Annotated in this window: 20 protein-coding genes; 10 read left to right on the forward strand and 10 right to left on the reverse strand. The window is 58.6% G+C overall.

Features of this window, described 5'->3' with window-relative positions; translation table 11 throughout:
• Positions 1 to 30: 30 nt before the first annotated feature.
• The 3 genes from ASD99_RS23500 to ASD99_RS23515 all read left to right on the forward strand — a co-directional run bounded on the left by ASD99_RS23500 (position 31) and on the right by ASD99_RS23515 (position 4,360).
• A complete protein-coding gene (locus tag ASD99_RS23500; RefSeq protein WP_057145075.1) occupies positions 31 to 969 on the forward strand; it encodes an IS110 family transposase in 939 nt (312 codons plus the stop codon).
• Between the two features lie 802 nt (positions 970 to 1,771).
• Positions 1,772 to 2,344, forward strand: a complete 573-nt coding sequence (locus ASD99_RS35530) for a DUF2958 domain-containing protein (protein WP_413813951.1) — start codon at positions 1,772 to 1,774, stop codon at positions 2,342 to 2,344.
• 774 nt (positions 2,345 to 3,118) lie between these two features.
• Complete coding sequence (locus ASD99_RS23515) at positions 3,119 to 4,360, forward strand: hypothetical protein (RefSeq protein WP_057145078.1); 1,242 nt, start codon at positions 3,119 to 3,121, stop codon at positions 4,358 to 4,360.
• A 115-nt stretch (positions 4,361 to 4,475) separates the two neighbouring features.
• Here the strand turns inward: ASD99_RS23515 and ASD99_RS23520 are convergent, their stop codons facing one another.
• Entirely contained in the window at positions 4,476 to 6,155 is a 1,680-nt protein-coding gene (locus ASD99_RS23520; RefSeq protein WP_057145079.1) for a DNA cytosine methyltransferase, read from the reverse strand.
• A 372-nt stretch (positions 6,156 to 6,527) separates the two neighbouring features.
• Between ASD99_RS23520 and ASD99_RS23525 the strand changes: the two genes are divergently transcribed.
• From ASD99_RS23525 to ASD99_RS23540, 4 genes are all read left to right on the forward strand, one after another.
• On the forward strand, positions 6,528 to 6,851 hold the full coding sequence (locus ASD99_RS23525) for a hypothetical protein (protein ID WP_057145080.1): 324 nt from the start codon (positions 6,528 to 6,530) through the stop codon (positions 6,849 to 6,851).
• 128 nt (positions 6,852 to 6,979) lie between these two features.
• Entirely contained in the window at positions 6,980 to 8,038 is a 1,059-nt protein-coding gene (locus ASD99_RS23530; protein ID WP_057145081.1) for a hypothetical protein, read from the forward strand.
• A 42-nt stretch (positions 8,039 to 8,080) separates the two neighbouring features.
• A complete protein-coding gene (locus ASD99_RS23535; RefSeq protein ID WP_057145082.1) occupies positions 8,081 to 8,500 on the forward strand; it encodes a hypothetical protein in 420 nt (139 codons plus the stop codon).
• A 44-nt stretch (positions 8,501 to 8,544) separates the two neighbouring features.
• On the forward strand, positions 8,545 to 8,835 hold the full coding sequence (locus tag ASD99_RS23540) for a hypothetical protein (RefSeq protein WP_156389059.1): 291 nt from the start codon (positions 8,545 to 8,547) through the stop codon (positions 8,833 to 8,835).
• Positions 8,836 to 8,966: 131 nt separating this feature from the next.
• Here the strand turns inward: ASD99_RS23540 and ASD99_RS23545 are convergent, their stop codons facing one another.
• The 3 genes from ASD99_RS23545 to ASD99_RS23555 form a co-directional block, all read right to left on the reverse strand.
• Positions 8,967 to 10,451 carry a serine/threonine-protein kinase gene (locus ASD99_RS23545; RefSeq protein WP_057145084.1) on the reverse strand — a complete coding sequence of 495 codons (1,485 nt, stop codon included), beginning with the start codon at positions 10,449 to 10,451 and terminating at the stop codon, positions 8,967 to 8,969.
• 192 nt (positions 10,452 to 10,643) lie between these two features.
• Entirely contained in the window at positions 10,644 to 11,417 is a 774-nt protein-coding gene (locus tag ASD99_RS33620; RefSeq protein ID WP_156389060.1) for a hypothetical protein, read from the reverse strand.
• Positions 11,404 to 11,703 carry a hypothetical protein gene (locus ASD99_RS23555; RefSeq protein WP_057145086.1) on the reverse strand — a complete coding sequence of 100 codons (300 nt, stop codon included), beginning with the start codon at positions 11,701 to 11,703 and terminating at the stop codon, positions 11,404 to 11,406. The genes ASD99_RS33620 and ASD99_RS23555 overlap by 14 nt, the downstream gene beginning before the upstream one ends.
• 188 nt (positions 11,704 to 11,891) lie before the next feature.
• Here ASD99_RS23555 and ASD99_RS23560 point away from each other — a divergent pair, with 188 nt between their 5' ends.
• The 3 genes from ASD99_RS23560 to ASD99_RS33625 all read left to right on the forward strand — a co-directional run bounded on the left by ASD99_RS23560 (position 11,892) and on the right by ASD99_RS33625 (position 15,503).
• Positions 11,892 to 13,313 carry a MobA/MobL family protein gene (locus ASD99_RS23560; protein ID WP_057145087.1) on the forward strand — a complete coding sequence of 474 codons (1,422 nt, stop codon included), beginning with the start codon at positions 11,892 to 11,894 and terminating at the stop codon, positions 13,311 to 13,313.
• Between the two features lie 204 nt (positions 13,314 to 13,517).
• Positions 13,518 to 14,981, forward strand: a complete 1,464-nt coding sequence (locus ASD99_RS23565; RefSeq protein ID WP_057145088.1) for a hypothetical protein — start codon at positions 13,518 to 13,520, stop codon at positions 14,979 to 14,981.
• A gap of 75 nt (positions 14,982 to 15,056) precedes the next feature.
• Positions 15,057 to 15,503, forward strand: a complete 447-nt coding sequence (locus ASD99_RS33625) for a hypothetical protein (RefSeq protein WP_156389061.1) — start codon at positions 15,057 to 15,059, stop codon at positions 15,501 to 15,503.
• 353 nt (positions 15,504 to 15,856) lie between these two features.
• Here the strand turns inward: ASD99_RS33625 and ASD99_RS23570 are convergent, their stop codons facing one another.
• The 6 genes from ASD99_RS23570 to ASD99_RS23595 all read right to left on the reverse strand — a co-directional run bounded on the left by ASD99_RS23570 (position 15,857) and on the right by ASD99_RS23595 (position 20,648).
• Positions 15,857 to 16,276: a hypothetical protein gene (locus ASD99_RS23570; RefSeq protein ID WP_156389062.1), complete on the reverse strand. Its 420-nt coding sequence runs from the start codon at positions 16,274 to 16,276 to the stop codon at positions 15,857 to 15,859.
• 65 nt (positions 16,277 to 16,341) lie between these two features.
• Complete coding sequence (locus ASD99_RS23575; RefSeq protein WP_057145090.1) at positions 16,342 to 17,517, reverse strand: hypothetical protein; 1,176 nt, start codon at positions 17,515 to 17,517, stop codon at positions 16,342 to 16,344.
• A gap of 34 nt (positions 17,518 to 17,551) precedes the next feature.
• On the reverse strand, positions 17,552 to 18,181 hold the full coding sequence (locus ASD99_RS23580; protein ID WP_156389063.1) for a hypothetical protein: 630 nt from the start codon (positions 18,179 to 18,181) through the stop codon (positions 17,552 to 17,554).
• Between the two features lie 326 nt (positions 18,182 to 18,507).
• The gene (locus tag ASD99_RS23585) at positions 18,508 to 19,305 is read right to left on the reverse strand and encodes a hypothetical protein (RefSeq protein WP_057145092.1); all 798 of its coding nucleotides are present in this window, start codon (positions 19,303 to 19,305) and stop codon (positions 18,508 to 18,510) included.
• A gap of 62 nt (positions 19,306 to 19,367) precedes the next feature.
• Positions 19,368 to 19,613: a hypothetical protein gene (locus ASD99_RS23590; RefSeq protein ID WP_057145093.1), complete on the reverse strand. Its 246-nt coding sequence runs from the start codon at positions 19,611 to 19,613 to the stop codon at positions 19,368 to 19,370.
• A 33-nt stretch (positions 19,614 to 19,646) separates the two neighbouring features.
• A complete protein-coding gene (locus ASD99_RS23595; RefSeq protein WP_156389064.1) occupies positions 19,647 to 20,648 on the reverse strand; it encodes a hypothetical protein in 1,002 nt (333 codons plus the stop codon).
• Positions 20,649 to 20,852 lie beyond the last annotated feature (204 nt).

Raw genomic sequence — 20,852 nt, forward strand, 5'->3', positions numbered from 1 at the left:
GTTCCAACCGTACGCACAAGGCAGGTTACCGTGAACAAGATTATTTGTGGAGTTGATGTTTCGAAAGATTGGCTGGACGCGCATGTCTGGCCGGGCGGAGCGGCAGAGCGCTTCGCCAACGACGCGGCCGGGATCGCAGCTCTTTGGCTGTTCTGTCGCAGCCATGGTGCAGCCCTCACGGTGATGGAGGCGTCCGGCGGCTATGAGCGGCTGGGGTTCATGCTTTTGTGGGCGCACGGCATGCCGTGCGGCGTGGTCAATGCCAAGAGCGTGCGCCGTTTCGCCGAGGCGATGGGCTATCTTGAGAAGACCGACAGGATCGACGCTGCTGTCATCGCCCATTACGGCGCAGTCAAGAACACGGTGCCGACGCCGCCGCCAAGCGCTGCCCAGCAGCGGCTTGCCGCGTTGGTTGGCCGGCTTTGCCAGATTGTCGGCGATGCGACCATCAACAAACAGCGTAGAAGTGCCGCACGCGACGCTGAGGTATGCGCCAGCATCGAGGCGATGCTGGCCTTCCTTAAGCGCGAGCAACGGCGCCTGGAAGGCGAGATTGCCTCGATGATCGATGACGATCCGCTGTGGGCTAGGCTGGAGCGGGCCTTTCGTTCGCTCAAGGGCGTGGCCGGACGCACCGTCGCCCGCCTGATGGCCGAACTGCCMGAGATCGGCCTCATCTCCAACAAGGCCATCGCCAAGCTGGCAGGCCTCGCTCCCTTCGCCAACGATAGTGGCAAGCGCACCGGCRACAGGCATGTGCGAGGCGGACGCGCCGGGCCGCGTGGCATCCTCTTCATCGTCGCAGCCATCGTGGCCAAATTCGATCCTCATCTCAAAGCTTTCGCTCAACGGTTGCAACAGGCGGGAAAGCCCAAAATGCTCATCCGCATCGCACTCGCCAGAAAACTCCTGGTCATCCTCAATGCAAAAGCACGCGATGCGCGCAACGAGGTCGCAATTGCAACTTGACACCCCAGATAGTCGCTCTCCCCACTCGCCAGAAAACTCCTGGTCATCCTCAATGCAAAAGCACGCGATGCGCGCAACGAGGTCGCAATTGCAACTTGACACCCCAGATAGTCGCTCTCCCATCCCGCCTTGTCCGAGGAGAAGCCCGACCACGTATTCGTGGCACAGGATATCCCCCGGCGCGTAGGCTCCCGTGACAACGCGGGGCGAAGTCTCCTGAGGAGGTTCGGGACGGTCGGCGGCGCCGAAGAGATTCTTGAATAGCCCCAAATGTGCCGCCCTCCGCATCCGCGCGCCCCGTGCACGCCAAGTCCATGAAAGGGAATTTATCAAAGGAGGGCCTTCCGGCCTACCACCAAGGCAGGCTCTTAGGGACTAAACACCTAGTGAAATCCTCCATTTGGAATTATAAAGGCGTCACAATGACATAGCGGTGCCCGGTTTCATCCTCTCCGGCGCGCTTCAAACCTTTGCAAACCAATGATACTGGCCTCTATGCAGGCGAGCCTTCCAATGTGCGTTTCTGGCTTATACCAAGTCCATACCACTGGCAGAATCTAGCGTAGTTAATCGACGACCGCGGATCCTACCAAACCGGGCGCGCCGGCATCCCCTTTGCCGATCCGAGGCTGCACGTACTTCCTTCAAATTTGCGGCAACCACGACGAGCTACATCAGCACCGTTTCCCCTCCGCCTTCTTACGGTCAGCCGTTCCGCAACGCTAATGACCAAGCGCGAGCGCGCCTGACGGCGGTCAGCTAGCGTCACTTTCCTGCCGTGGCCGGCTTCCGGAACGGCTGCATGGTGCAGTCGACCAAAGGAGGTCGAAATGGCAAGGAAAGAAACCGCTTCCGAGAGATCGGGAAAAGCTCCCAAGCACGGCGTGTTCGCCGTCGAAGGCGATGGCGACGCCGCTCGCTGGACTTGCATCGGAGCCGCATGGGCTCACCGGGACGGCGAAGGCTTCAATCTCAGCTTGGCAGCCATGCCGCTTTCTGGTCGGTTGGTCGTTCGGGTCAGCAAGGAGGGCGGACAATGATCCCGGCCACACTGCTCGCCCGGCTTCTCGCGAATGGTCGGATGACTGTTTCGGGCAAATCCATCGATCCCTATCCGGTCGTCAAGGTTTTCGTGCCCGAAGGTTACGCAACCTGGCTTCTTGCCGAAATCGATCCGGAAGAGCCTGATCACGCATTCGGACTCTGCGATCCCGGCCTTGGATTTGCGGAACTTGGCTACGTCAGTCTATCCGAACTCTCAGCCTATCGCAGCCGGTACGGCCTGCCCGTCGAAGTCGATCGGCATTTCGTAGCGAGAAAAACGCTATCCGAATACGCTGCGAATGCGCGGCTGCTCGGCCGGATCATGACCTGACGTTCCGAGCCATGCCCGGCGTTCCGGAAAAGTCGCTTTTCGGGACGTCGTCGGCTTGATCTTTCGGGTGAGGCGACCGGCTGCGGTCGCCTATTGCTCCTTATTTTTCCGTGACCCAAGACCCACAGGAGGACGAAACCGTCGCTCTATGATCCTCCAGGCGCGAAATTTTATTGCGCGAAGGCGAAAAAACAGGCCGATTCCGGCCTATCAAATTGTCGCCTCGTCGGAGGCCGTCGGTCCCGTGTCCCGCTTCGCGGCGCTATACTGACACTCCTTCGGCTGCCTGGTTGACCGATCTCGGCGTCGCGAATTTGCTACGGCGTCGTCGCGGCTCGTGTCCGATTCCCGGACGCGCCTGTCGCCTGCGCTTTATACGCTGCATTTTTCCTTGCGCCGACCCCGGCCGGCGCTGGACGCATGCTTAAAGGCGGCGTCCAATAATCACGCCGCCCATCTTCGGGAAGGGGTTCCCTCCGGGCGGCGTGTTTGGGTAGCGAGTTTCATGATGACGAACGGCCGCGCACAAATCAACTTCCCCCGTTCCGCTGACGGGTGAGCGCCCGGCTGGGATTTCTCCCAGCCGATCGACGCCTCACCGAAGCCAAAAAATGTCAACTATTAGATATATCAGCCCGCTTTCGCGCGTTCGGTCCCGTCCAGCAGATTCAGGCTTTGCATCCTGCCAACGGTCGCTCCGGCGGCCGCCGACACGGAACGGTTTCGTTTGCTCAACGTCGTTGGGACGGAAACAAGCATTGGCATGAATTCACAGTGGACATTGCCGAAGCGCGCGACTTTGCCGAGAACCTGATCCGGCAAGACGAGCCGGCCGACATCTATGTCTCGCAACATGCGTTTCACGGCTGGCGTCTCATCGCCCGCCTGGCCGCACTCGGCGCCTGCTACGTCGATCTCGACTACATCACACGGGCAGCCTGGGCCGGCCGAAGCCCGGCTGCGGTGCTGGGCGCGGTCCAGATGACGCTTGAGAACGAGGGATTGCCGCAGCCTTCCTATGTTCTCAATTCCGGGCGCGGGCTGCTGGCGGTGTGGCTGCACGAGTTGTTGCCCCGTGTGGCGTTGCCACGCTGGAACCTGGTTCAGCAGAAACTGGCTGAAATCCTGAAACCCTACGGCGCTGACAAGCGGGCGCTCGACGCTGCGCGAGTGTTCCGGCTTGCAGGCAGCATCAACAGCAAGGCCGAATGGGATCGCCGGACTGTTGGAATGATCTGGTGCCAGGGATCGCCGGAGGCGCCGAACCGATACATGTTCGATTCCCTTGCTGACGAGGTGTTGCCGTTCACGCGCGGAGAGCTTTTTTTGTTGCGGGCCGAACGCGCCAAGCGTCGTGGCGCTGGACAGGACCGACACGTGGTCCCCGCCCGTCATCTGACGGCCGCCACGTATTGGGGAACAGTCCTGGATGACCTTCAGCGGCTTCGCGCTCATCGTTGCCCGGAGGGCGCATTCCCGGCCGGCCAACGGGACGCTTGGCTCTTCTGCGCCGCGAACGCAATGAGTTGGTTGGCTCCGGAAGCGGTGATGAAGCGCGAGATCACGGCTCTCGCCGACGAGGCGGCAGGGTGGACCGAGCGGCACACCAGGGAGCGTCTCGGAGCAGTAATGCGTCGTGCAAAGGATGCGGCGGTCGGCAAGAAGATCACGTTCAGCGGCCGCGAGGTTGATTCCCGTTATCGCATGCGCTCTGGCACCATCGTGGATTGGCTGGGGATCGAACCGGCCGAGCAGCGCGACGCCGGACTGCGTGTCTTGATCGACGAGGATCGGCGGCGGGAACTGACTACCGAGCGAGGGCGTGAGTCCCGTCGCCGCCGGGGCGCGGCATCCCGTGAGGACCAACAGGCAGCGCGGCTGCGAATGGGACACGCCGCACTGTATCTTGCTGCATCCGAGGGAATGGGCGTGAGCGACCTGGCCGCACGTTTCGGGTGCAGTGCGGGTCAGATTTCGAAGGCGATGCGAGAAGCGCGGCAGGACGTAGGCCGATGAGAGAATCGAGCAATTCCGCTACGTTTCACGATTCGTCACGGTGTATGGTGGGATACCCTGCCCACAAGGGGCTGGGTGAGATCGTACGGTCTGCACGGCGTCGGCTGTGACGCTCTCAGCCTGCCCTGTTCCGACCAAGCCTCAACGGTCGCTGTGTTTGCCTCCATTCGAGCTCCTCAACCTGACCCTGCGCAAAAGTCGCTCCATACTTCCGGTCTTGCTTGCGCGCCTTCCTCTGGCGTCTTAGCTCCGCTGTCCGTGCACCCTCCTGGTCTTCCCAGTCAGCGAAGTCGCGGAGCGCCCGACGAAGAGACGATTTCATACTGCTATTCAGCGGAGCCAACGCTACCTGGAGCACCCTGTCCAGCGCCGCCAACTCGTCCCTTGTCGAGGCGAGTGCGCGCGCAGCGACTTCCCGTTTTGCCCTGCTAAGGTTCGACAGTTCCTGTGACAAATCTTTCGGCCGCTTAAGCGAACGATGCGCTTTCAGCCAGCTCGGATAGGTTTCCGGCACCTCAAAAACTGCGCCTTCATGTTGTGCCGGATCACCCGTCCCCTCCCTCAGGCACTTCGACGATCGTGGCCCAGGTATGCGAGCCAGCGCATGGTCGACGATTGCCCGGCCGATACATTCGGCGAGAGGAGGAGCAACGGCGTTGCCGAGCATCTGTTTGATCTCGGTCTGAGTTGGGGAGTCTGACGCCAATATGTTGTTGAAGGACACCGCCGTGCGATAGCCCGAGACATCCCAATTCCAATCCGGCGGGAAACCGCAGAGTTTGGAGAACTCCTCGAAAGTCGGTTGCGGCAGCTTCCGGAGATCAATCCAGTCGACTGGACGCGGCTCGTATTTTTTTCCTACGCCGCCCGTCGACTTGCCTGTGACGGTGGGGCTGGGATCACGGATCACCCGAACGTTGGGCGTTTGTGCCCCGCCCGGTCTACAGAAATAGAAGCGGTCGGTAGGAAGTGACTTCAGCGCGATTTGGACATCCCGATCCTTGAGGCGTGTGTGCCCGCCTTCGCGAGCAAACTTCCCGTCTGGGGTCTTCGGCTGGACCTCTGTGACCCTCGCTCGACCGGGAATCACAATGTCCTCCAGCGTTGCGCCAAACGTCGGCCCAAGCTCATCGGCGACAGTCAGGCGCCGGACTGCAGAGTACTGTTCCAGGTATTCCAGCAACCAGCCGTCCGCGTCATCCAAGGCGCCAGCACAGATCCACCTACTACGGCCCTGAGCGGCTCCATAAAGGCTCGCATCGACGGCAGTTTCGGTCAGCCCATATCCCAGCGCCCTGAACATCTCCACTACGCGTTTGTAGGCGTGCGATTTCGTGATTTCAGGGACGTTCTCCATCACGAAATAGCGTGGACGTCCGCACGCGATCATGATCGCGAACGCTTCGGTTAGCGAGGATCGCCAATCACCATCCCCCATCTGCGGTCCAGCACGCGAATAGGGCTGGCAGGGAGGCCCACCGACAATGATGTCCGGACGGATGGTTGCCATTTCCGGTCCGTGGCTGAGGACGTCCATGAGATTTGCTTGCTGGACAACCCGCCTGTGCTCGCTAAGGCGGCCTCTCAAAGGCGGGCGCTTCTTGCCACGCCAAGGGGGAATGATCGGCAGCCTAGGCAGCAGTCCGCGAGGAATCTCCTCGAGATTTGCTGAATGAACCGCAAGGGCCGCTAGATTGTAATCGAGCGATTTGACGATCTCGAATCCCGCTCGTTTAAGGCCGAGGGCAAAGCCACCCGCACCGCAGAAGAGATCGACCGCCCGTAGCCCCGCCATGTGCGCCTCCCGCCAACGAGGCAGGTCTACGCCAGAAGGTTTTCGGCTGTCTTAACGTACGCAGTGACCTTGCGTAGCATTGAGCTCTCCCCCGAGCGAATGCCCTTTCGAAATACATGCTGCGCGCGTGCGCTAGGCGCATGCACACGGAGGCGCGCATCGATGCCCAACCTCAAAAAGTTACTGCCACTTCAATGGCTTGAGTGACATTTACGCGCCCCTGATTCGCTGCGGCTTTCGTCATCGCCATCCAGCCAGTGCGACTGAAACCTATGGCTGAAAATATTCTCGTGAAGATTCAACCGATGGCTGGCAGCGCGGATCTAGTCCGGCGGCGTAACGTTCATTCCGTCAACAAATTTGGGGGTGTGAATGACGCATATCGAAAGAGCACAGTCGGATTTCGCAGAGGGTCGCCGCGCCGCGCAGCGCCTCTTTCTTGTCGCCGAACAGGATACCAGCGCATCCCGCGTCGCCGCCAATTTCCTGCTTGCCTGGTGGAATGCTGGAAATCTGGGCGGGTTCGACCCAACCGATCTTTGGCTCCTCGATCATGACAATACGAATGATGTCGTCAGGCTGATTTCGCTGATCGGGCAGACGCGCATCTACCCCGACGCCTTCGTGCCGAGAGAGCGTGTGGTCACCCTCGTGAAGGCTTGGCGCCCCCGCGTTGGCAGGGGACCGGAAGACTAATCGGCCCGATCAATTCGATCCGGTCGGATCACCCTCAAACCAAGTGATGCCGCGTCCGGCATTCGCCGGAACGGCGAAGCTTTGGCCAATTACTCTACTTTAGATTGAAACAGAAAGGAAAAACAACCATGAAACCGAAACCTTATCTCGATGTGTACGCGATGGGCCTGAGAGCTGGCTTCGAGGCCGAAATCGGCACTCACGCGTTCGATTTCGCCGCGCTGCTGAAGGACATTTGTCGGGAGAGCGCAGGCCTTCTGGCACGTCGCGACGAGCACTCCCCTGCCTCGCAGGTGGAACTCGGCTTCTTCGCCGACATGCGCCCGTTCGTCGAGCCGGAGGCATTCCAGTCGTCTCCCATCGCGGTAACGGTTACGTCCGAGTCCGTCGAAATCTTCCGGGCTGGCTATATCAACGGCTCCGTTAGAGACCTTGCCGAGGAAGACATCCGCGCCGCACGTGCCGCATATGTCGACCTTCCTCACGGATCGTTTCCGGTGGGCGAGAAAATGCAGGTCAGGGCAATCCTGGTCGCCCCGGACGCCGGCGGGCGCCTTCGCATTACTGCGGCCATCGGGCAGCAGGGAAGCAACAAGGCCAAGCATTTTTCCTGGCTTGCGGGAGATGCTGAGGTTGCAACGGGGGCTCCGGTAAGTGCCACCAGCATCGATAACGAATATTTCGTCACGTATAAGATCGACATCATCGATGGGGATGCGTCGAACGGCCTCCAGTTGAGGTTGCGTCCTCGCGCAATCAGAAAGCTCGTCCGTGAAATCGAACAGGTGATCTTCCTCGCCGTCGCGCAGCATCGTTCGCTGATCGACAGGCAGGAGGACGGCGAGCTTGAGGTGCTCCCGCACATCGGCCTGACTGATCCGAGGCGTCGAACCGGGAACCGGAAGAAAACGGAGCGCGAGAACTCGTTCTTCCGCATCAAGCGTCTTCCTCACTTGCGCGGCGTCACCGTCATGGCGGAAGCATACCAGGCTCCTCGCATCGCCGCCGACGCGGTGGGCGATTGCACCCCCAGCAAGCTCATCAATGTGCGTCCGTTCTACCGGATGCAGGCCTACGGCCCGCGACACAGCCTGAGGCGACTCATCTGGGTGCCCGCACACAGCCGCCGCGTCCGCGACGACGGCAGGGTCGACATGATCGTCCTGCCTGCTCCCGAGCATGACTGATCAGCAATTCCCCTCTAGCCATTTCAAGGAAAGGATACCTCCATGGCACTGCACTTCGACCTAAGCACCGTCCGCAAAAGGCTCGGCGAAGACGATTTCGAATTCTACACCACCCACCCAGGCGACTACGGCAAGGACGAGAAGCGCTGGCACCCCGTCAGTGATGCGCTGGTCTGGCTGTCGATGTCATGTGGCTACGGTGAGATCACAGAAGCGAATGTCCTTCAGGTGGCAGCGCGCATCGCTACCTTTGAGGCGAAGCACGGACCAACCTTCATGACAGCGAAGGGCAGGTTTGGGATGACCGTCGAAGACGTGTGGCGTCATATCGGGCTTGCGACCAACGCCTCGACACTCACAAAAGCTCAGTTCGCCCGCTCGTTCGGGCCGCTGTACGCTCCCAATTTCGGCCGCTCAGCCCATTCGCATGTCGCTGAGACTTGCTCCGAGGCATCGCAATGATGAGCAAGGTACACGTCCTCTGTTGGCTAACGGACCCGCAACTGATGCTGGCCGGCGAACCGCTGATGATCTCGCAAAGCAACTGGCAGCACGAGCCAGGCGAAGATTGGTCGGCGGGCCTTTCGGTTCGCTATCATGGACACCCGGAAATCTCGACCGAGCTTTGCATCGGTCGAGAGGAGATCGGAGATGAGATTGGCTACGTCGCCGTTGTATCCGGAAACGACCTTGAGCCATTCCGCTACCTGTTCGCGACTTTGCACGGAGCCATGCTCACCGCAGAAACCATGGCCGTCCAGCTCATCTGCGACAGACACCATGAACTCGCTTGGTAGATCCTGTTGGAATGCCAGCGTTGTATCCAAGAGCCACCAACAGCCAGGCGGACAGATTGGCGTTCAGGAGTCAAAAACTGGCTGTATGTGTGTGTCAGGCTACACGACCTCGCTCACTGGCCCTTCGCCTGCTATTTGAAGAAACTGGGAGGGAGAGGCATTTGCCCAGGATTGCGGAGCTTCTTTTGCGCAGACTTGGCGAACAACGTCAGCCAACGATCTTGGAAAGCCTCCTCGTCCTCGGCGTCAATCGCCAGTGGACCGTGCGCAAGACTGACCATTCCCGATACATTGGACAAAGCCACTTGGAAATCCCGGTCTGCTGGGGTCAAGGCAAACGGCGTTGACTCGCTTGCGGAATTGAACCCCCAAAACGACATTTCGCGCCATCGAAACTCATCATCCTTGGGAGTTGAGGCAAATACCAAACTCGCGCCGAACGTGTAGATTGGAGCGTCCGACGCAGAATATCGTTCGATCGCCGACCGCAATTTGATTGTCGCGAACGCCGCAATGTCCCACCCATTGTCGTATGCCGGAGCACCTTGGAGCCTCCCAGTGGTGGCATGCTCAGGTTCTGAAAAAGACAGGTGTGCGGGGCCGAGGCTGATAGCTAACCTTTCACGGCGCGCCGACTCAGACGACGATTCAATCTCACCGAAAAGCCGCGCCAGAATTGTTCTCAAATCCGCAATGGCCTCATTGGCGAGCGCTGTTCGTGCGCGCCGGGCAGCCTCTTCGGCGCGTTGCTTGGCTTCGGCCGCAGCCTCCGCTTGCGAAACGAGGTTCCCTGCCGCCACGAGAGCAAGATTGCTCGTGCGTTGAGGTTTGTCGATGACCTCCTCTATTACCTTTGCGCACCGCTCCAGGTTCGGCCGAGAGGCAGAACTTTTGCGGAGCATGTTATGTACGAGGCCATTTAGTCGAGCTGGCATCCCGTCCAATTCCGGCGGTTGGGCACTGAGATGAGCACGCCGAATAGTATCGACATCGCCACTAAAGGGAGGCTTTCCATTTAGGAGGGCGTGTAGAATGCAGCCGAGAGCATAAACGTCAGTGGCCCTCGTGGGAGGTTCCCCAAGCCACTGCTCCGGCGCGGCATACGGCGGTGTCAGCGAGCCGCGAAGTGTTTCTAGCGATGTGCTGTCCTCAACAAATTTCGCAATCCCGAAGTCGGCGATCTGCCAGCGATCATCATACCAAAGAACGTTTCCGGGTTTGAGGTCGCGGTGCACGATGTCACCCACTTCCATTAGCCCGGCGATGATGTCTAGCGCTGCTGCCTTCGCCTCATCCCAGCTCAAGACTCCTTTCTTGGCTACCACGTCCTGCAAGCTGTAGTCGCAAAGCGGCATGACCAGATAATAGCGGTCACTGTCGGCGTCCTGTCCATAGTCAAGCACGGGCACCACGTTCTTGAGTTTGCGATCAGCTAGAACTTTGCCAATGTTCATTTCCCGGTGCGCGGCGGCGCTAGCGGTCAACCTGAGCCGCTTTATGGCAACTTCTCCGTCCTGCCCGCTACCTCTAAAGACCTCTCCAAAGCCTCCGGGAGAGCCAAGTGGCTTGCCCTCATCGAGCTGCCAGGCCCCACGTTCAAGTTTGATTTCGGCCATCTACTTCCCCCGACTCGGCAACTCCATCGAAGCCACGCATAACACGGCTGGGACGCGCGGTGCGCTTAACGCTTGGTGGGTACTGCGGCGACGATCAATCGGGATTATCGACGACCGCAAGTGGAGGGGCGACAAAGACGCACGGTGAATGTTCCATCGGAAAACAGAGCGAGGCCTAGAAGAGGCCCAGGCTTACGGCTTCGGAGGTTCTGTGTCAGGTTCGTCGCCGCCGTCCGGAATCGGCGTGCGCGTGGAGTCGCCAGCCGGCACGGACGACAGAAACTCTTCGCCGCGCCGCGACCATTCCGGCAGCAGCCGAAGGATTTTCCGATGGTGTTGCGACTTTGGTATTTCCGCTGGTGACACAGCCGGCGAACCCGGTGGTGCTGCCGAGATTTCCTTTTCCAGATCGTCCCAGGCTGCTGTCGCTTCAATCTCACGGAGGTAGACCGCCAGCGGCAGAGAAATGCGGTCGATGATATCCCACTTCGCCCGGACAGCCTCATTGTCCAGTCGACCCCTATTCCGAATAAGAAACGCAACCACTTGTGCAGCGTCTTTCGCGAGAAATCGCTCCGGCGGCCGATATTGCGGTTTCCCTTCGCCCCGGATCGCGCCACCAGTGTCGCTGGGATCAGCAAAGCCAACGAGGCCAGGTCCGTCATCTAGTGTTGGTTGCCGTGTAGCGCCTTCGCCATCCATGAGGGGCCTTCTTCTTGTTCGCCAGAAGACCGGAAGCACGTATCGTTCGGAGATGAGGGCGACCAGCATCAGGGCTGCGATCACCGGCCAGACTGGTTTCGGGATACGACGCCTTCTTGCGTAACGCGCCGCCCGGTTTCGGGCGACGTCGTCGCATTGCAGGCGTCTCCGTTCTCTTGGTTTCGTAACCCCTGCGCCTGCGATGGCATCAGCCTGGACATCTGGAAGCATCGAGGACAGGGCGTGGGGATCACTGGCGTCCATGGTCGGCCTCCTGCGTTTCCAGGGAGAACGGCGTATGGCGCAGAATGGCGCGGTCCTCGGGTCGGCTCAGATAATGATCGAGCCAGCGACGCAGTCCCGCGACCATCTGTTCACCCTTGCCCGACTCGGCGAGCGCGACGATTGCTGCGCCGAGCGTGTACTTGACCTGGTTGCGTGTTCTGCGGTTCGTTTGGTCGAGCGACCGGCGCAGTCGTGCCGTCCTCGCCCGCGCCTTACGTTCGCGCAGACGTGCCAATTCGAGTTTCTGAGTGATCGTGTCGGCCATATCTCCCCTCCGGTTTTCGTACCTTCGAAAAGAATGTTTTGGCCGGATTTGCGCCGGCGCAAGGCCCGGCACATGATTGTGACATGAAGGAAGAAATCGGAAATGACAGGCTCGCCTATACATCCCGTTGGGAAGTCGCTCGAAAAAAGATTCCAAGCGGTTGCCGATCCCGCCGAGGGAGGTGACTTATGGCCGATTTCTTTCGTACCCAATTGGGGATTGTGTCGCGTGCCGAAGGCCATTCCGCCGCGAAACGTTCTGCCTACCAGGCGTGTGGCAAACTCGTCGGCCATGACGGCCAGGCTTTCAACTTCACCCGCAAGGCGTCGGAACACTTCCAGACGATTATGCTGATGCCACAGGGTGCGCCGGATTGGACACGCGAGCCGCAAAGCCTTTGGCAGCGCGCTGCGGCTGCCGAGAAGCGCGTGGACGCCCAGGAGGCCCGTATCGTGGATTTTTCCATGCCGCGCGCCGTACCGACCGAATTGTGGGAGGGCTGCGTCAGGTATGTCTATCACCCCTTTGTCGCGAAGGGCATGGTGTTGCAGGTGGACATTCACGACAGCCCAGCAAGCGACGGCGGGCGCAATATCAACGTGCATGGCTTGGGGACGCTCAGGGAGATCGACGGCGACGGTTTCTCCAAGCGGAAGAATCGAAGCTGGAATGACCTCTTCCGGGAACGGGGCGGGAGGGCTGTCCGCGAGCAGTTCGCAGAGCGGCTGACGGGGTTTTGTCGGGACCACGGCATCGACTACGACGGGGATGCGCGGCCGAACGGCGAACGCGATCTTCCGGATGCTGAACCTGATCTGCCCAAGTGGAACTTTGAGGCGTTCGGCCGCACGGGTCAGATGCCGGAGGCCTTGGCGGCCCTTCAGGACCACCGAGCGCGGCGTAGGGAGTGGGAAACAGCGCGGGCCGAGGAGATCGCCGCCGCTCTCGACTTGGCGAAGGTGGAGGCCCGCATTCGGGAACGGCGGCAACGTCGCCTCTGTCCGGCCGAGCCAGCCAGAGCGAAATCAGGAAGTCGAGATCGCCGCGCGGCAATCCTGCGAGCGTGGCATCAGGGCGGATGGATTGATGCCACGACCATCCCCGCGATCGAGACCGTCCGGTTTGACGAGCAGCGCGGCCTGCTGTGGATCGATATGAAGGACGGCAGCACACTCATCGACCGAGGCGACTCTGTCGCCCTGCGCGGCCGGCTCACATGGTCGGCCGCCGTGGAGACGGCGGCCGCTGCCGACCGGCACGGCTGGTCGGAAGTGAATGTCTATGGCGATCAGGCATACAAGGACGCCGTCAGCGTGGCTGCCATGCTTCGCGGCGTGACGGTTCTGAATCACGAACTGTCATCCAAGGCGCGGGCAGAGCTTCATCGGCTGCTTGCCATACGTGCCGTCGAAGTGGCGGCCAACTCGAGACCCCAGCAGGGGCAAGAAGCGGACTATAGATGCGAAAGCGACCTTCGTCAGAGATCGAGCCGCGAAATCCACCGGGAGCTTACGAAACAGGCTTTCGTAGAGGGCGCGCCTCCGGCGGCCAATCCAGACGCTGAAAATACCGCTCCGGTCCTGAAACCACCCTACCTCAAGTCCACGTGACATAAGGAAGGATGCCGCAGCAGGCCTACATGGCCACTATCCATATGATGGCTCGCCATAGACCCATCGCTGGCGGCGAATGTGAGCTTCCTCATGGAATCCGATCGAGCCAAAACATTCATCGAATAAATACTAAGCAGCCTTTACAACCAAATCATAGCGGACAGCTAGCAGACATTCATTGGCCAATAAAAACGGGTAAGCATGACCGACGACGAAAGACTTTCCATTGCCAAGGAGATATCAGAGAAATTTGTGGCCGAGTGGGGTCTCTTGAAGAGCGGCCGAGTCGAATGGCACATGTCCGAATTGCAAGAGCGGGTTTTTTTCGAGGCACTCCTGCATGTAACCAACGCACGACATATGACGACGAACGATGTCATGGAGGTGATAAGGGTCTATCTCTGTCATGCGGAATGGGTAGGACTATTGGTGCGTGACTCCTCACCTTTGAACGGGAACGGCTCCCGTGGCGACACTTGGGCTCTTGTTCGGCCGCAAGGCGTTCTGGCAAGCTTCGGCGGCGGTCCGTTTCAGGCGATTTACGAGCCGCTTTACGATATCCACGATGACGACAACGACAACGACGGCCCGAATGGTGACGAGTTCTGGCTCGACGATGATGATGACCCGGATCTGATCATGGAGGAGCGCAAGAAGCGTTCTGATAGGGAGGCCAAGAGCCACCTTAGAAGTCTTTTCGGCATTCCATATGAAGATGAAGATGACCAGGAAAGAAGTTACATTACCACGCTTCCGGAAGGCTTCCGAAATCCGCTCATTCTAGACGAATTCGCCAATGGCGGGCCCGGTCAAGACGTTGTAGCCGTCTCTCGTCGTCTTCTTTTGAGAGATCACGCCGAAAGCGTGTCGGATTGGGTCGAGAAGCACCGTAACAGTCAGGGGATTGCTTCGAACTTCGATATCTTGACCGCTGCCGCGCTGGATTATCATCAGGAGCGCCCGATCGTTCGGCAGCTTCGCTCTTGGACTGAAGACCAGTACGTTGGAGTCCAAGAAGCTGTTATGACCATGGCCGCCGTCTGGCCAAAATTCTTGGCAGGACGGCTCACATTCGCTTCTGCGCATCATCGATCCTGGATCGTAATTGAACACGGGCTTGATAAGCCTTTACTCTTCGAACGTGAGAACTGGCCGACCAACCCCTCGCTGTCGCGCGTTCTGGCGGTGCTTTCCGGATTGCACTCGTTTCGCGGCATGACGTGTCGGTTCGACCTATCGAAAGCGGGACAAGTGGTTTTCGATGGTGCGAGCGGTAAAATTGTGCGTTTGATCGCGAAGAACTTTGAGCCGTCAGAAGAGGAAACTAGGAACGCGATCGGACGCCTGACGCAGCAACTCGTCAGCTTGGGTCACGATCGTGAAGCAGTCAGTTCCTCGATACCCGATCCGCGCCGCTTGGGGGAGTTGATCGATCCTGATGGTCGTCTCCTGCGCACCCATCGGGCCGATCACGAGCAGCGCCTCTTCGAAATGGTTGTCTCGATTTCAGAGCGAAAGACCAGCTTCCGGAGCTCTAGCCCCACTCCGGGACACCGTACAGATGAACTATATGGCGTATTCGGAGGGGAGGGCCGCGACGACGTCTATGTTTCGGATGGACTGTGGATGTCGCCAGATGGACGCATTTCTGACAAGGGACGCTGAATGGTAATGCGAACGAGCGAGACAAAAACTCACTCATCTGTATGGCAGAACTATCACAACGTGAAGGAGAGCCGGATGACTTCAATTTCTTCGTCAGGAAAATTCGATTCGGGCCAGATACAGTATTGTTTATCGTCTGCTGATTTCGTGCTGCTAAGAATAATTCGGCGGCAAGGATTCTATGCTGTTATGACAGCGACGGCAGGGGAAGACGACGGGAGTAAATCACCGTACCCGGATCAATTACGCCTTATTGATTCCACTATAAGTGCCTTTTCGGCATTTGGAGCGCCGGCTCGTCATGCAAGCGATCTCTATGGCCGCCCATACGTCGAGTTTTCTGGTTTGAGCGAAACTCAAATCGAGCAAGCGGGACGATCCTTGGCGGATGCTCTTGGCGTGCAACTGTCGGATATGGCTGAACTATGGAATCAAATTTCCGATGCCGCCGACGAGGATGGGTTAGTTTACCTATCGGACGGTATGTGGCTAACAGAAGATGGCCAGTTGATCGAACGATAAGTTAGATTTCCGGGGAGCATGGCCGCTTGCCGAGCGAATCCTTTGGCAAGCCGCTCGTCCATTCTATCTCCTAAAAGGCATCACTAGCCGTCCTGATAGTGGACATGCAACGCAATCATGCCCGCCTTCCACGGCGTCACAGGCCTCATTGCCTTATAGCCGTGGCCCGTCGGCTTGCTTAGCCGACCATAGCCATGCCGCATCACGTCCTGAGAAAGCAAGACGCTACGGCCGACAGTGTTGTTTCATGTCGGACACGACCTCTGGCTGCGCGTCCTGCCGCCGTTTGCGGCTTAGGCTGTCAGGCTGCCAGAGCGGCAACCTTGCCTTCAGCGGGCTCATCGACGATCAGACTATCGGTTTTGCACACGAATACGGACATCGTGGATTTGCCGTTTGGCTTTCTCCAGAGCCGACAATGAGTAGGTGATCGCAATTCCGTCGCGGTCACGGCAGACAACTCGTGGCTCTTCTGATTCTCGTGGATCTGCCGACGCGGATGACAACCCATGCGCAAGGCTGTTTCGTACAGCTGCCGCCGCGATGATGTCCTCGACTAGCTGCTGAAAATGCAGGTCACCCGGCGCTGCCGACTGTTCCTCATGTTGCCATCGAACAAGCAGTGCCATCTTTGAGTGTCCCGCATCGCGGTTGCCGAGAACAGCCAAGCGCTCTCGCATCGCTGTTTCAAGGAATCCCCAAAGCAAGAGCACTTCGCCGATCGTGGCCATCAGGTCGCGCATATCGGGTCCGGAAGGTGTTTCGTCTGCCATTCGGCTTTATCGCATGCCCAGTGGAAGGGGAGTGCAGATGTGTACTTCCCAGAGGTGGCGGACAGTCACCCTTCTGTACGATCGCAGAGCCACCGCGGTGATCGAGATCCTGGCTTCGTGCCTGATGGCTCACTTGGCGCTGCTTCGGACGTCCCAAAAAACTCCGGATCCATCTCCCGAAGCGCCTGATCTAGATCCTCTTGGCTTACGCCTCTTGCACGCATGAGAACATCCAACCCATACCGATCAAGGCTTTTCTGAAACTCAATTTCTTTCTGGAATATCCCGCGTTCAGGGGCGCGGACAGAACTTCTCCACAAGTTCCCACCAAAGAGACCCGCAAAATCTCTCTCGGCGCTTTCGTGTGCCGCGTCGACATCGTCATTAGAATTGAAATCCGGCAACCGAACTTCAACATCCATCCCATCATATATTCCAACGCCCATGGTATGTTGGATTATCAGCAGTGCCTCGTGGCGCTTGATAAGTTCGATGATGCCTTCTCGCAAAGCAATCTGATCGTCCCTCATGTCGTTCAGCGATATGAAGGTGTTCAGAAACCACTGCCTGAGGCTCCTGGAATCTCTGAACTGATCCGTAGTTTCTAGCTTGCCCCGCCCAGTATAGGTGGATTGTTGAATGACCGACATACCGGGTTCACCGGGAATCGACAGTCCCAAGAATGCACCATTCGGTGTTGGTATCATGAAAGGCTGCAGCGCCATCGGCTTATGCCAGCGAATTAGCGCTTCCATGAAGAGCAACCCCGGCCAAAGCGCTCGACCGATCGAGGAGAACGTACGATCTCCACGCTCGATGTACCTGTTGACCGCGTGCTGCCGGACGATCATCGGCAGGATGAGCTCTCTCGCCTTGAACTCTCTCCTGCTAAACTGAAAAGCCAGAAGTGTATAGGCTATTGCCTGTTCCTGGTGCTCCATTTCAATTTCGGTATAGGATAGGACTCCGGCGAGGAGGAATGCCTTGAAATCCGAAGATAGCTTCTTCGTTCGAGCGTCGACGTGATGCTGCATGAAAACCGTATCCGGTAAACGCCCAAATAGTTCCAAAGAAGTCTCGAAGGATTTCTGAGTTGCGGCCTTGGAGAGTTTCTGCTTGCCAATAAGGCGGCCATGACCCCGCAACAGTTGCAGCGCTACCTCAGCGCCTTCCAGATTGTGCCTCTCGTCGACTTTTCGAAAGCCCTCTCGAGTTAGTCCTTTGGCAAGCTTTTCGTCCATTCTTTGATCCAGTGCAGCCAGGAAACGAGTCGTGTCAGTCGTTCGGCACCATTGCGATATTATCGGCAAACTCGGTGAATCGGTGATCCGAATACCCGGTTCTCAATGACGCGCGGAAATCTTTCATTGCGTTGTCCGATATTGCGCCACAGCGAGCGAGGCCGCATACATATCGATCGAGATAGACCCTTTCTGTGTGAGGGTTCTCAGCGTTCCTTACCGGAATGCCCGAGCGATCGATCTTCGGAAATTTCTGATGGGTGTGCTCCAGCAGCTTTCGGTATTTTTCTATGTCCTCGCAGACGCGGGTTAGTTCCGCTTCGCGAGCTAGCTTCTCGTATTTTTGAGCTTCCTCGTAGGTAGGACGGAAATATTCGAGGATTTCGCCTTCGCCCCTCAAACCACACTTGGCTGCGCCTTTCCGCGTCAAGGATCGAATGAAGCGGATACTGGCTTCCGATCCGTATTTCTGACTGCACTCCGTCTTGAAGGGATACAGCCGCCGACATGCATCCTCGCGCTCGAAGACGAAGATGTCGGCGACGATATCGAACTGGTCTTTGACCAGCCAGTAGTCCTTGAACGGGTCGAGCTTCAGCGTCCGCTTGGAATTGAAATCGGGGTATTTTGAAGTGATTACGAAATAGCCAGTCTTGAATGCCATGGTATCCCCGAAGCAGCGATTGGTCGGGTAGTACCTCCTCTCCTTGCAGGCATCAATCATGGGATGCCTGTAAGATCGAGCAGGCTATAGCCACGAGCAGGATTGAAACCTGCATCTACGGGAACAGGAGGCGCGCAACGAGCGCTCCTTCCACGGCGTCACAGGCCTCATTGCCTTCTGTAGCCGTGGCCCGTCGGCTTGATTAGCCGATCATAGCCATGCCGGCTCACACCCCGAAAGAGAAAGGTGCCCCGGCCGCCAGTGTTGTTTCATGACAAACACGACCGCTGGCTGCGCGTCCCGCCGCTGGTGCGCGGCGCAACTACTCAGGCTGCCAATGCGGCAACCTTGCTCTGGAGGAGATCGCGATTGCGTTCGATCAGATCAGGCGCAACCTTGGTCGACAGTGCAGCACGCTCCTTCCGACCGAGGAAGAACGCGATCCTTTCCGCATTCGCACCGCTGGGATGAGGAAGGCCGGACAGGACGCGATTAGGACCTACGCCTGCCATTGCCGCTGCTCGTTCCAGAACATCGCCGATCTGCGGGCCCAACGGTACGAAGATAGCGTTCGACAGCACAGCCATTTCCGGAAGGAACCACTGACGCAACTGGTCGGTCAGAAACGGCGTTGATGCAATCGCCGGAGTCCCGGAGTAATTTCCGTCATCGATGAATACCGGATAGCGGAGCGCCGACGTGAACTGGACTCTGTTGCTGGCCGTGCCCCACAACGAGGCCGTGCTGTCCAGTTCCAGCACCTTGTTGATTCCGATCCCGTCGAGAAGCGACACGAGATTCGACCGCATCGCTCCGGAGAAGCTGGCGAACAGCTTGGCGCCCGCCATCGCTTCGCCGTCGCTGCCGCCCGCCCTGACAATACGATGTGCTTCGAGCAGAGCATTCCGCATCTGCTGGCGGCCAGGCGTGATGCCGACGATGACGATGTCGGCTTTTTCATTGACGTGATCGAAGGGCGCGTACACCACTTCAATGTTTTTGCGGCCAAACGCCGAGGTTGCAACGACGAGCCTGTCCGGATGTTCGATTTCCTTGTCGAGATCGGCGCGGGTCATGGCGTTCAGGATTGGACGGAAGTGCGAAAACAGGTCGGTATTCTGCATGATCGGAGTTCTCGGGCCTTTCAGGATTTTGCGAGACGTTGCAAGTGCTGCGCGGTGGCAGCTCAGGCCGCTTTGAAGATGATTTCCTGCGGTGAAATCAGGCTGACCTTCTTCCCGCGCACCCCCTGCATGCGCACATGGAATCGGCGGCGGGCGTAAGCATCGAGCTCCTCTTCGGTCTCGACTGCAATCTGTAATTCGGCGTGATGCTTCACCGCGCCGTGGCGCGGGTCGGCCACGCGAAATTTGCCGTCCTGATAACGATAGGGGAGGAACAGTTCTCCGGTCACAGGATGAATGCGCTTCATGGTCGTCTCCTTCGATCTTGATGAGGATTGAGTTCAGCCGAGCAGGCTCTTGATCCCGCTGGCATAGGCTTTGCCATCCAGTCCGGCAGCCGCTGAAATCGCCTGCGCCTGTTCGGGATCGATATCTTTTCCGCGTGTCCAGGACCGGACCTTTTCGGAGGGCCATTGAAGCTTCGCGGCGAGTTCATCCGTGGTGGTGCGGTTGATCCATGCGACGACGCCGGGCACCGCTGCCAGCGCACGTAGGCTTCCGATTTCGGGTACCCGCCCGTCGACCCATTGTGGCGAAAGGGGTCCCGGCTGAAAACCTCTTCTGCCGGCCAGCCATTCGAGGGAATCGAGCGCATCCCCCCAGACGAGATCCGACCGCGAGGCTTTCCCGCCCATCGTCTCGGTGCGGATCGGCTTGTTCCCCTTCGGCCCCATGACGTTCCGCACCGTCCGGATGTTCACGTCGCCCAGAAGTGAAATATCCCGTGGCGTGAACACGCAGGTGGAGCGCCATTCCTCCCACGACGTGTCAGCTTTAGTCAGATCGTCAACATACTCGGCAAGGGTGAGGCGCGCAGATGTCAGATCGTGAAGGAGCCGGAGATTGGAGTCCGGATCATGCTTGAGATCGGAATAATCAAAGGCTCCGGTGCCATAGGAATCCCCGGGAATGGCCGACAGGAAATACCAGAGCCAATGAAGTCCATCGTCCCGGTCATCGTCGTAGCGGATGTGCTCTATTGGTCCCTTGTTTGTGACCAGGTCATAGCAGCGTCTCGCGGCGTCGGCGAATTGCGTTCTTTCGATGTCGATTTTAGCCAGGAACTTGCTATCGGGGCGGCGCACGAAGGAGTGATAGATCTCTTCCACGACGAAGCCGTCAACGCCGTCCAAGGTTTCCATGCCCAAGAATGCCGCTGCCGCCGCATCTCCACGGCCGCTCGGATGTCTCAGCCCGATCATGTTGCGGCACACATCTGCTGCAAGCGCCATGACAGTCCGAATGTCGGTTTCGATGGCTGACCAAGGGGGTGGTATTTTCATGATATACTCCAATCATATTTCATGATTTGACCATATCACATTCTTGGCGGCCGACGGCAAGCGGAAAATGATCTCGGCGTATCATTTTCCGGTTCGAACACGCGGAAAGCCCATTCCAGATGGTCCCACCGAGCGTCGTGACGCGCGGGGAACTCAATCGGCGACCCGCAGGACGCACCCTCGAAGCGGCGGCGACTTGAGGCC

The sequence above is a fragment of the Mesorhizobium sp. Root695 genome (assembly GCF_001428185.1).
Taxonomy (GTDB): Bacteria; Pseudomonadota; Alphaproteobacteria; order Rhizobiales; family Rhizobiaceae; genus Mesorhizobium.

Coding starts and splice junctions, on each gene's coding strand:
- ASD99_RS23590 (WP_057145093.1), bottom strand. CDS start 19,613: ATGAAGCGCATTCATCCTGTGACCGGAGAACTGTTCCTCCCCTATCGT.
- ASD99_RS23570 (WP_156389062.1), bottom strand. CDS start 16,276: ATGGCAGACGAAACACCTTCCGGACCCGATATGCGCGACCTGATGGCC.
- ASD99_RS23555 (WP_057145086.1), bottom strand. CDS start 11,703: ATGGCCGACACGATCACTCAGAAACTCGAATTGGCACGTCTGCGCGAA.
- ASD99_RS23595 (WP_156389064.1), bottom strand. CDS start 20,648: ATGAAAATACCACCCCCTTGGTCAGCCATCGAAACCGACATTCGGACT.
- ASD99_RS35530 (WP_413813951.1), top strand. CDS start 1,772: ATGGTGCAGTCGACCAAAGGAGGTCGAAATGGCAAGGAAAGAAACCGC.
- ASD99_RS23580 (WP_156389063.1), bottom strand. CDS start 18,181: ATGGCATTCAAGACTGGCTATTTCGTAATCACTTCAAAATACCCCGAT.
- ASD99_RS23565 (WP_057145088.1), top strand. CDS start 13,518: ATGACCGACGACGAAAGACTTTCCATTGCCAAGGAGATATCAGAGAAA.
- ASD99_RS23530 (WP_057145081.1), top strand. CDS start 6,980: ATGAAACCGAAACCTTATCTCGATGTGTACGCGATGGGCCTGAGAGCT.
- ASD99_RS23525 (WP_057145080.1), top strand. CDS start 6,528: ATGACGCATATCGAAAGAGCACAGTCGGATTTCGCAGAGGGTCGCCGC.
- ASD99_RS23535 (WP_057145082.1), top strand. CDS start 8,081: ATGGCACTGCACTTCGACCTAAGCACCGTCCGCAAAAGGCTCGGCGAA.
- ASD99_RS23575 (WP_057145090.1), bottom strand. CDS start 17,517: ATGGACGAAAAGCTTGCCAAAGGACTAACTCGAGAGGGCTTTCGAAAA.
- ASD99_RS33625 (WP_156389061.1), top strand. CDS start 15,057: ATGACTTCAATTTCTTCGTCAGGAAAATTCGATTCGGGCCAGATACAG.
- ASD99_RS23540 (WP_156389059.1), top strand. CDS start 8,545: ATGCTGGCCGGCGAACCGCTGATGATCTCGCAAAGCAACTGGCAGCAC.
- ASD99_RS23520 (WP_057145079.1), bottom strand. CDS start 6,155: ATGGCGGGGCTACGGGCGGTCGATCTCTTCTGCGGTGCGGGTGGCTTT.
- ASD99_RS23545 (WP_057145084.1), bottom strand. CDS start 10,451: ATGGCCGAAATCAAACTTGAACGTGGGGCCTGGCAGCTCGATGAGGGC.
- ASD99_RS23560 (WP_057145087.1), top strand. CDS start 11,892: ATGGCCGATTTCTTTCGTACCCAATTGGGGATTGTGTCGCGTGCCGAA.
- ASD99_RS23585 (WP_057145092.1), bottom strand. CDS start 19,305: ATGCAGAATACCGACCTGTTTTCGCACTTCCGTCCAATCCTGAACGCC.
- ASD99_RS33620 (WP_156389060.1), bottom strand. CDS start 11,417: ATGGACGCCAGTGATCCCCACGCCCTGTCCTCGATGCTTCCAGATGTC.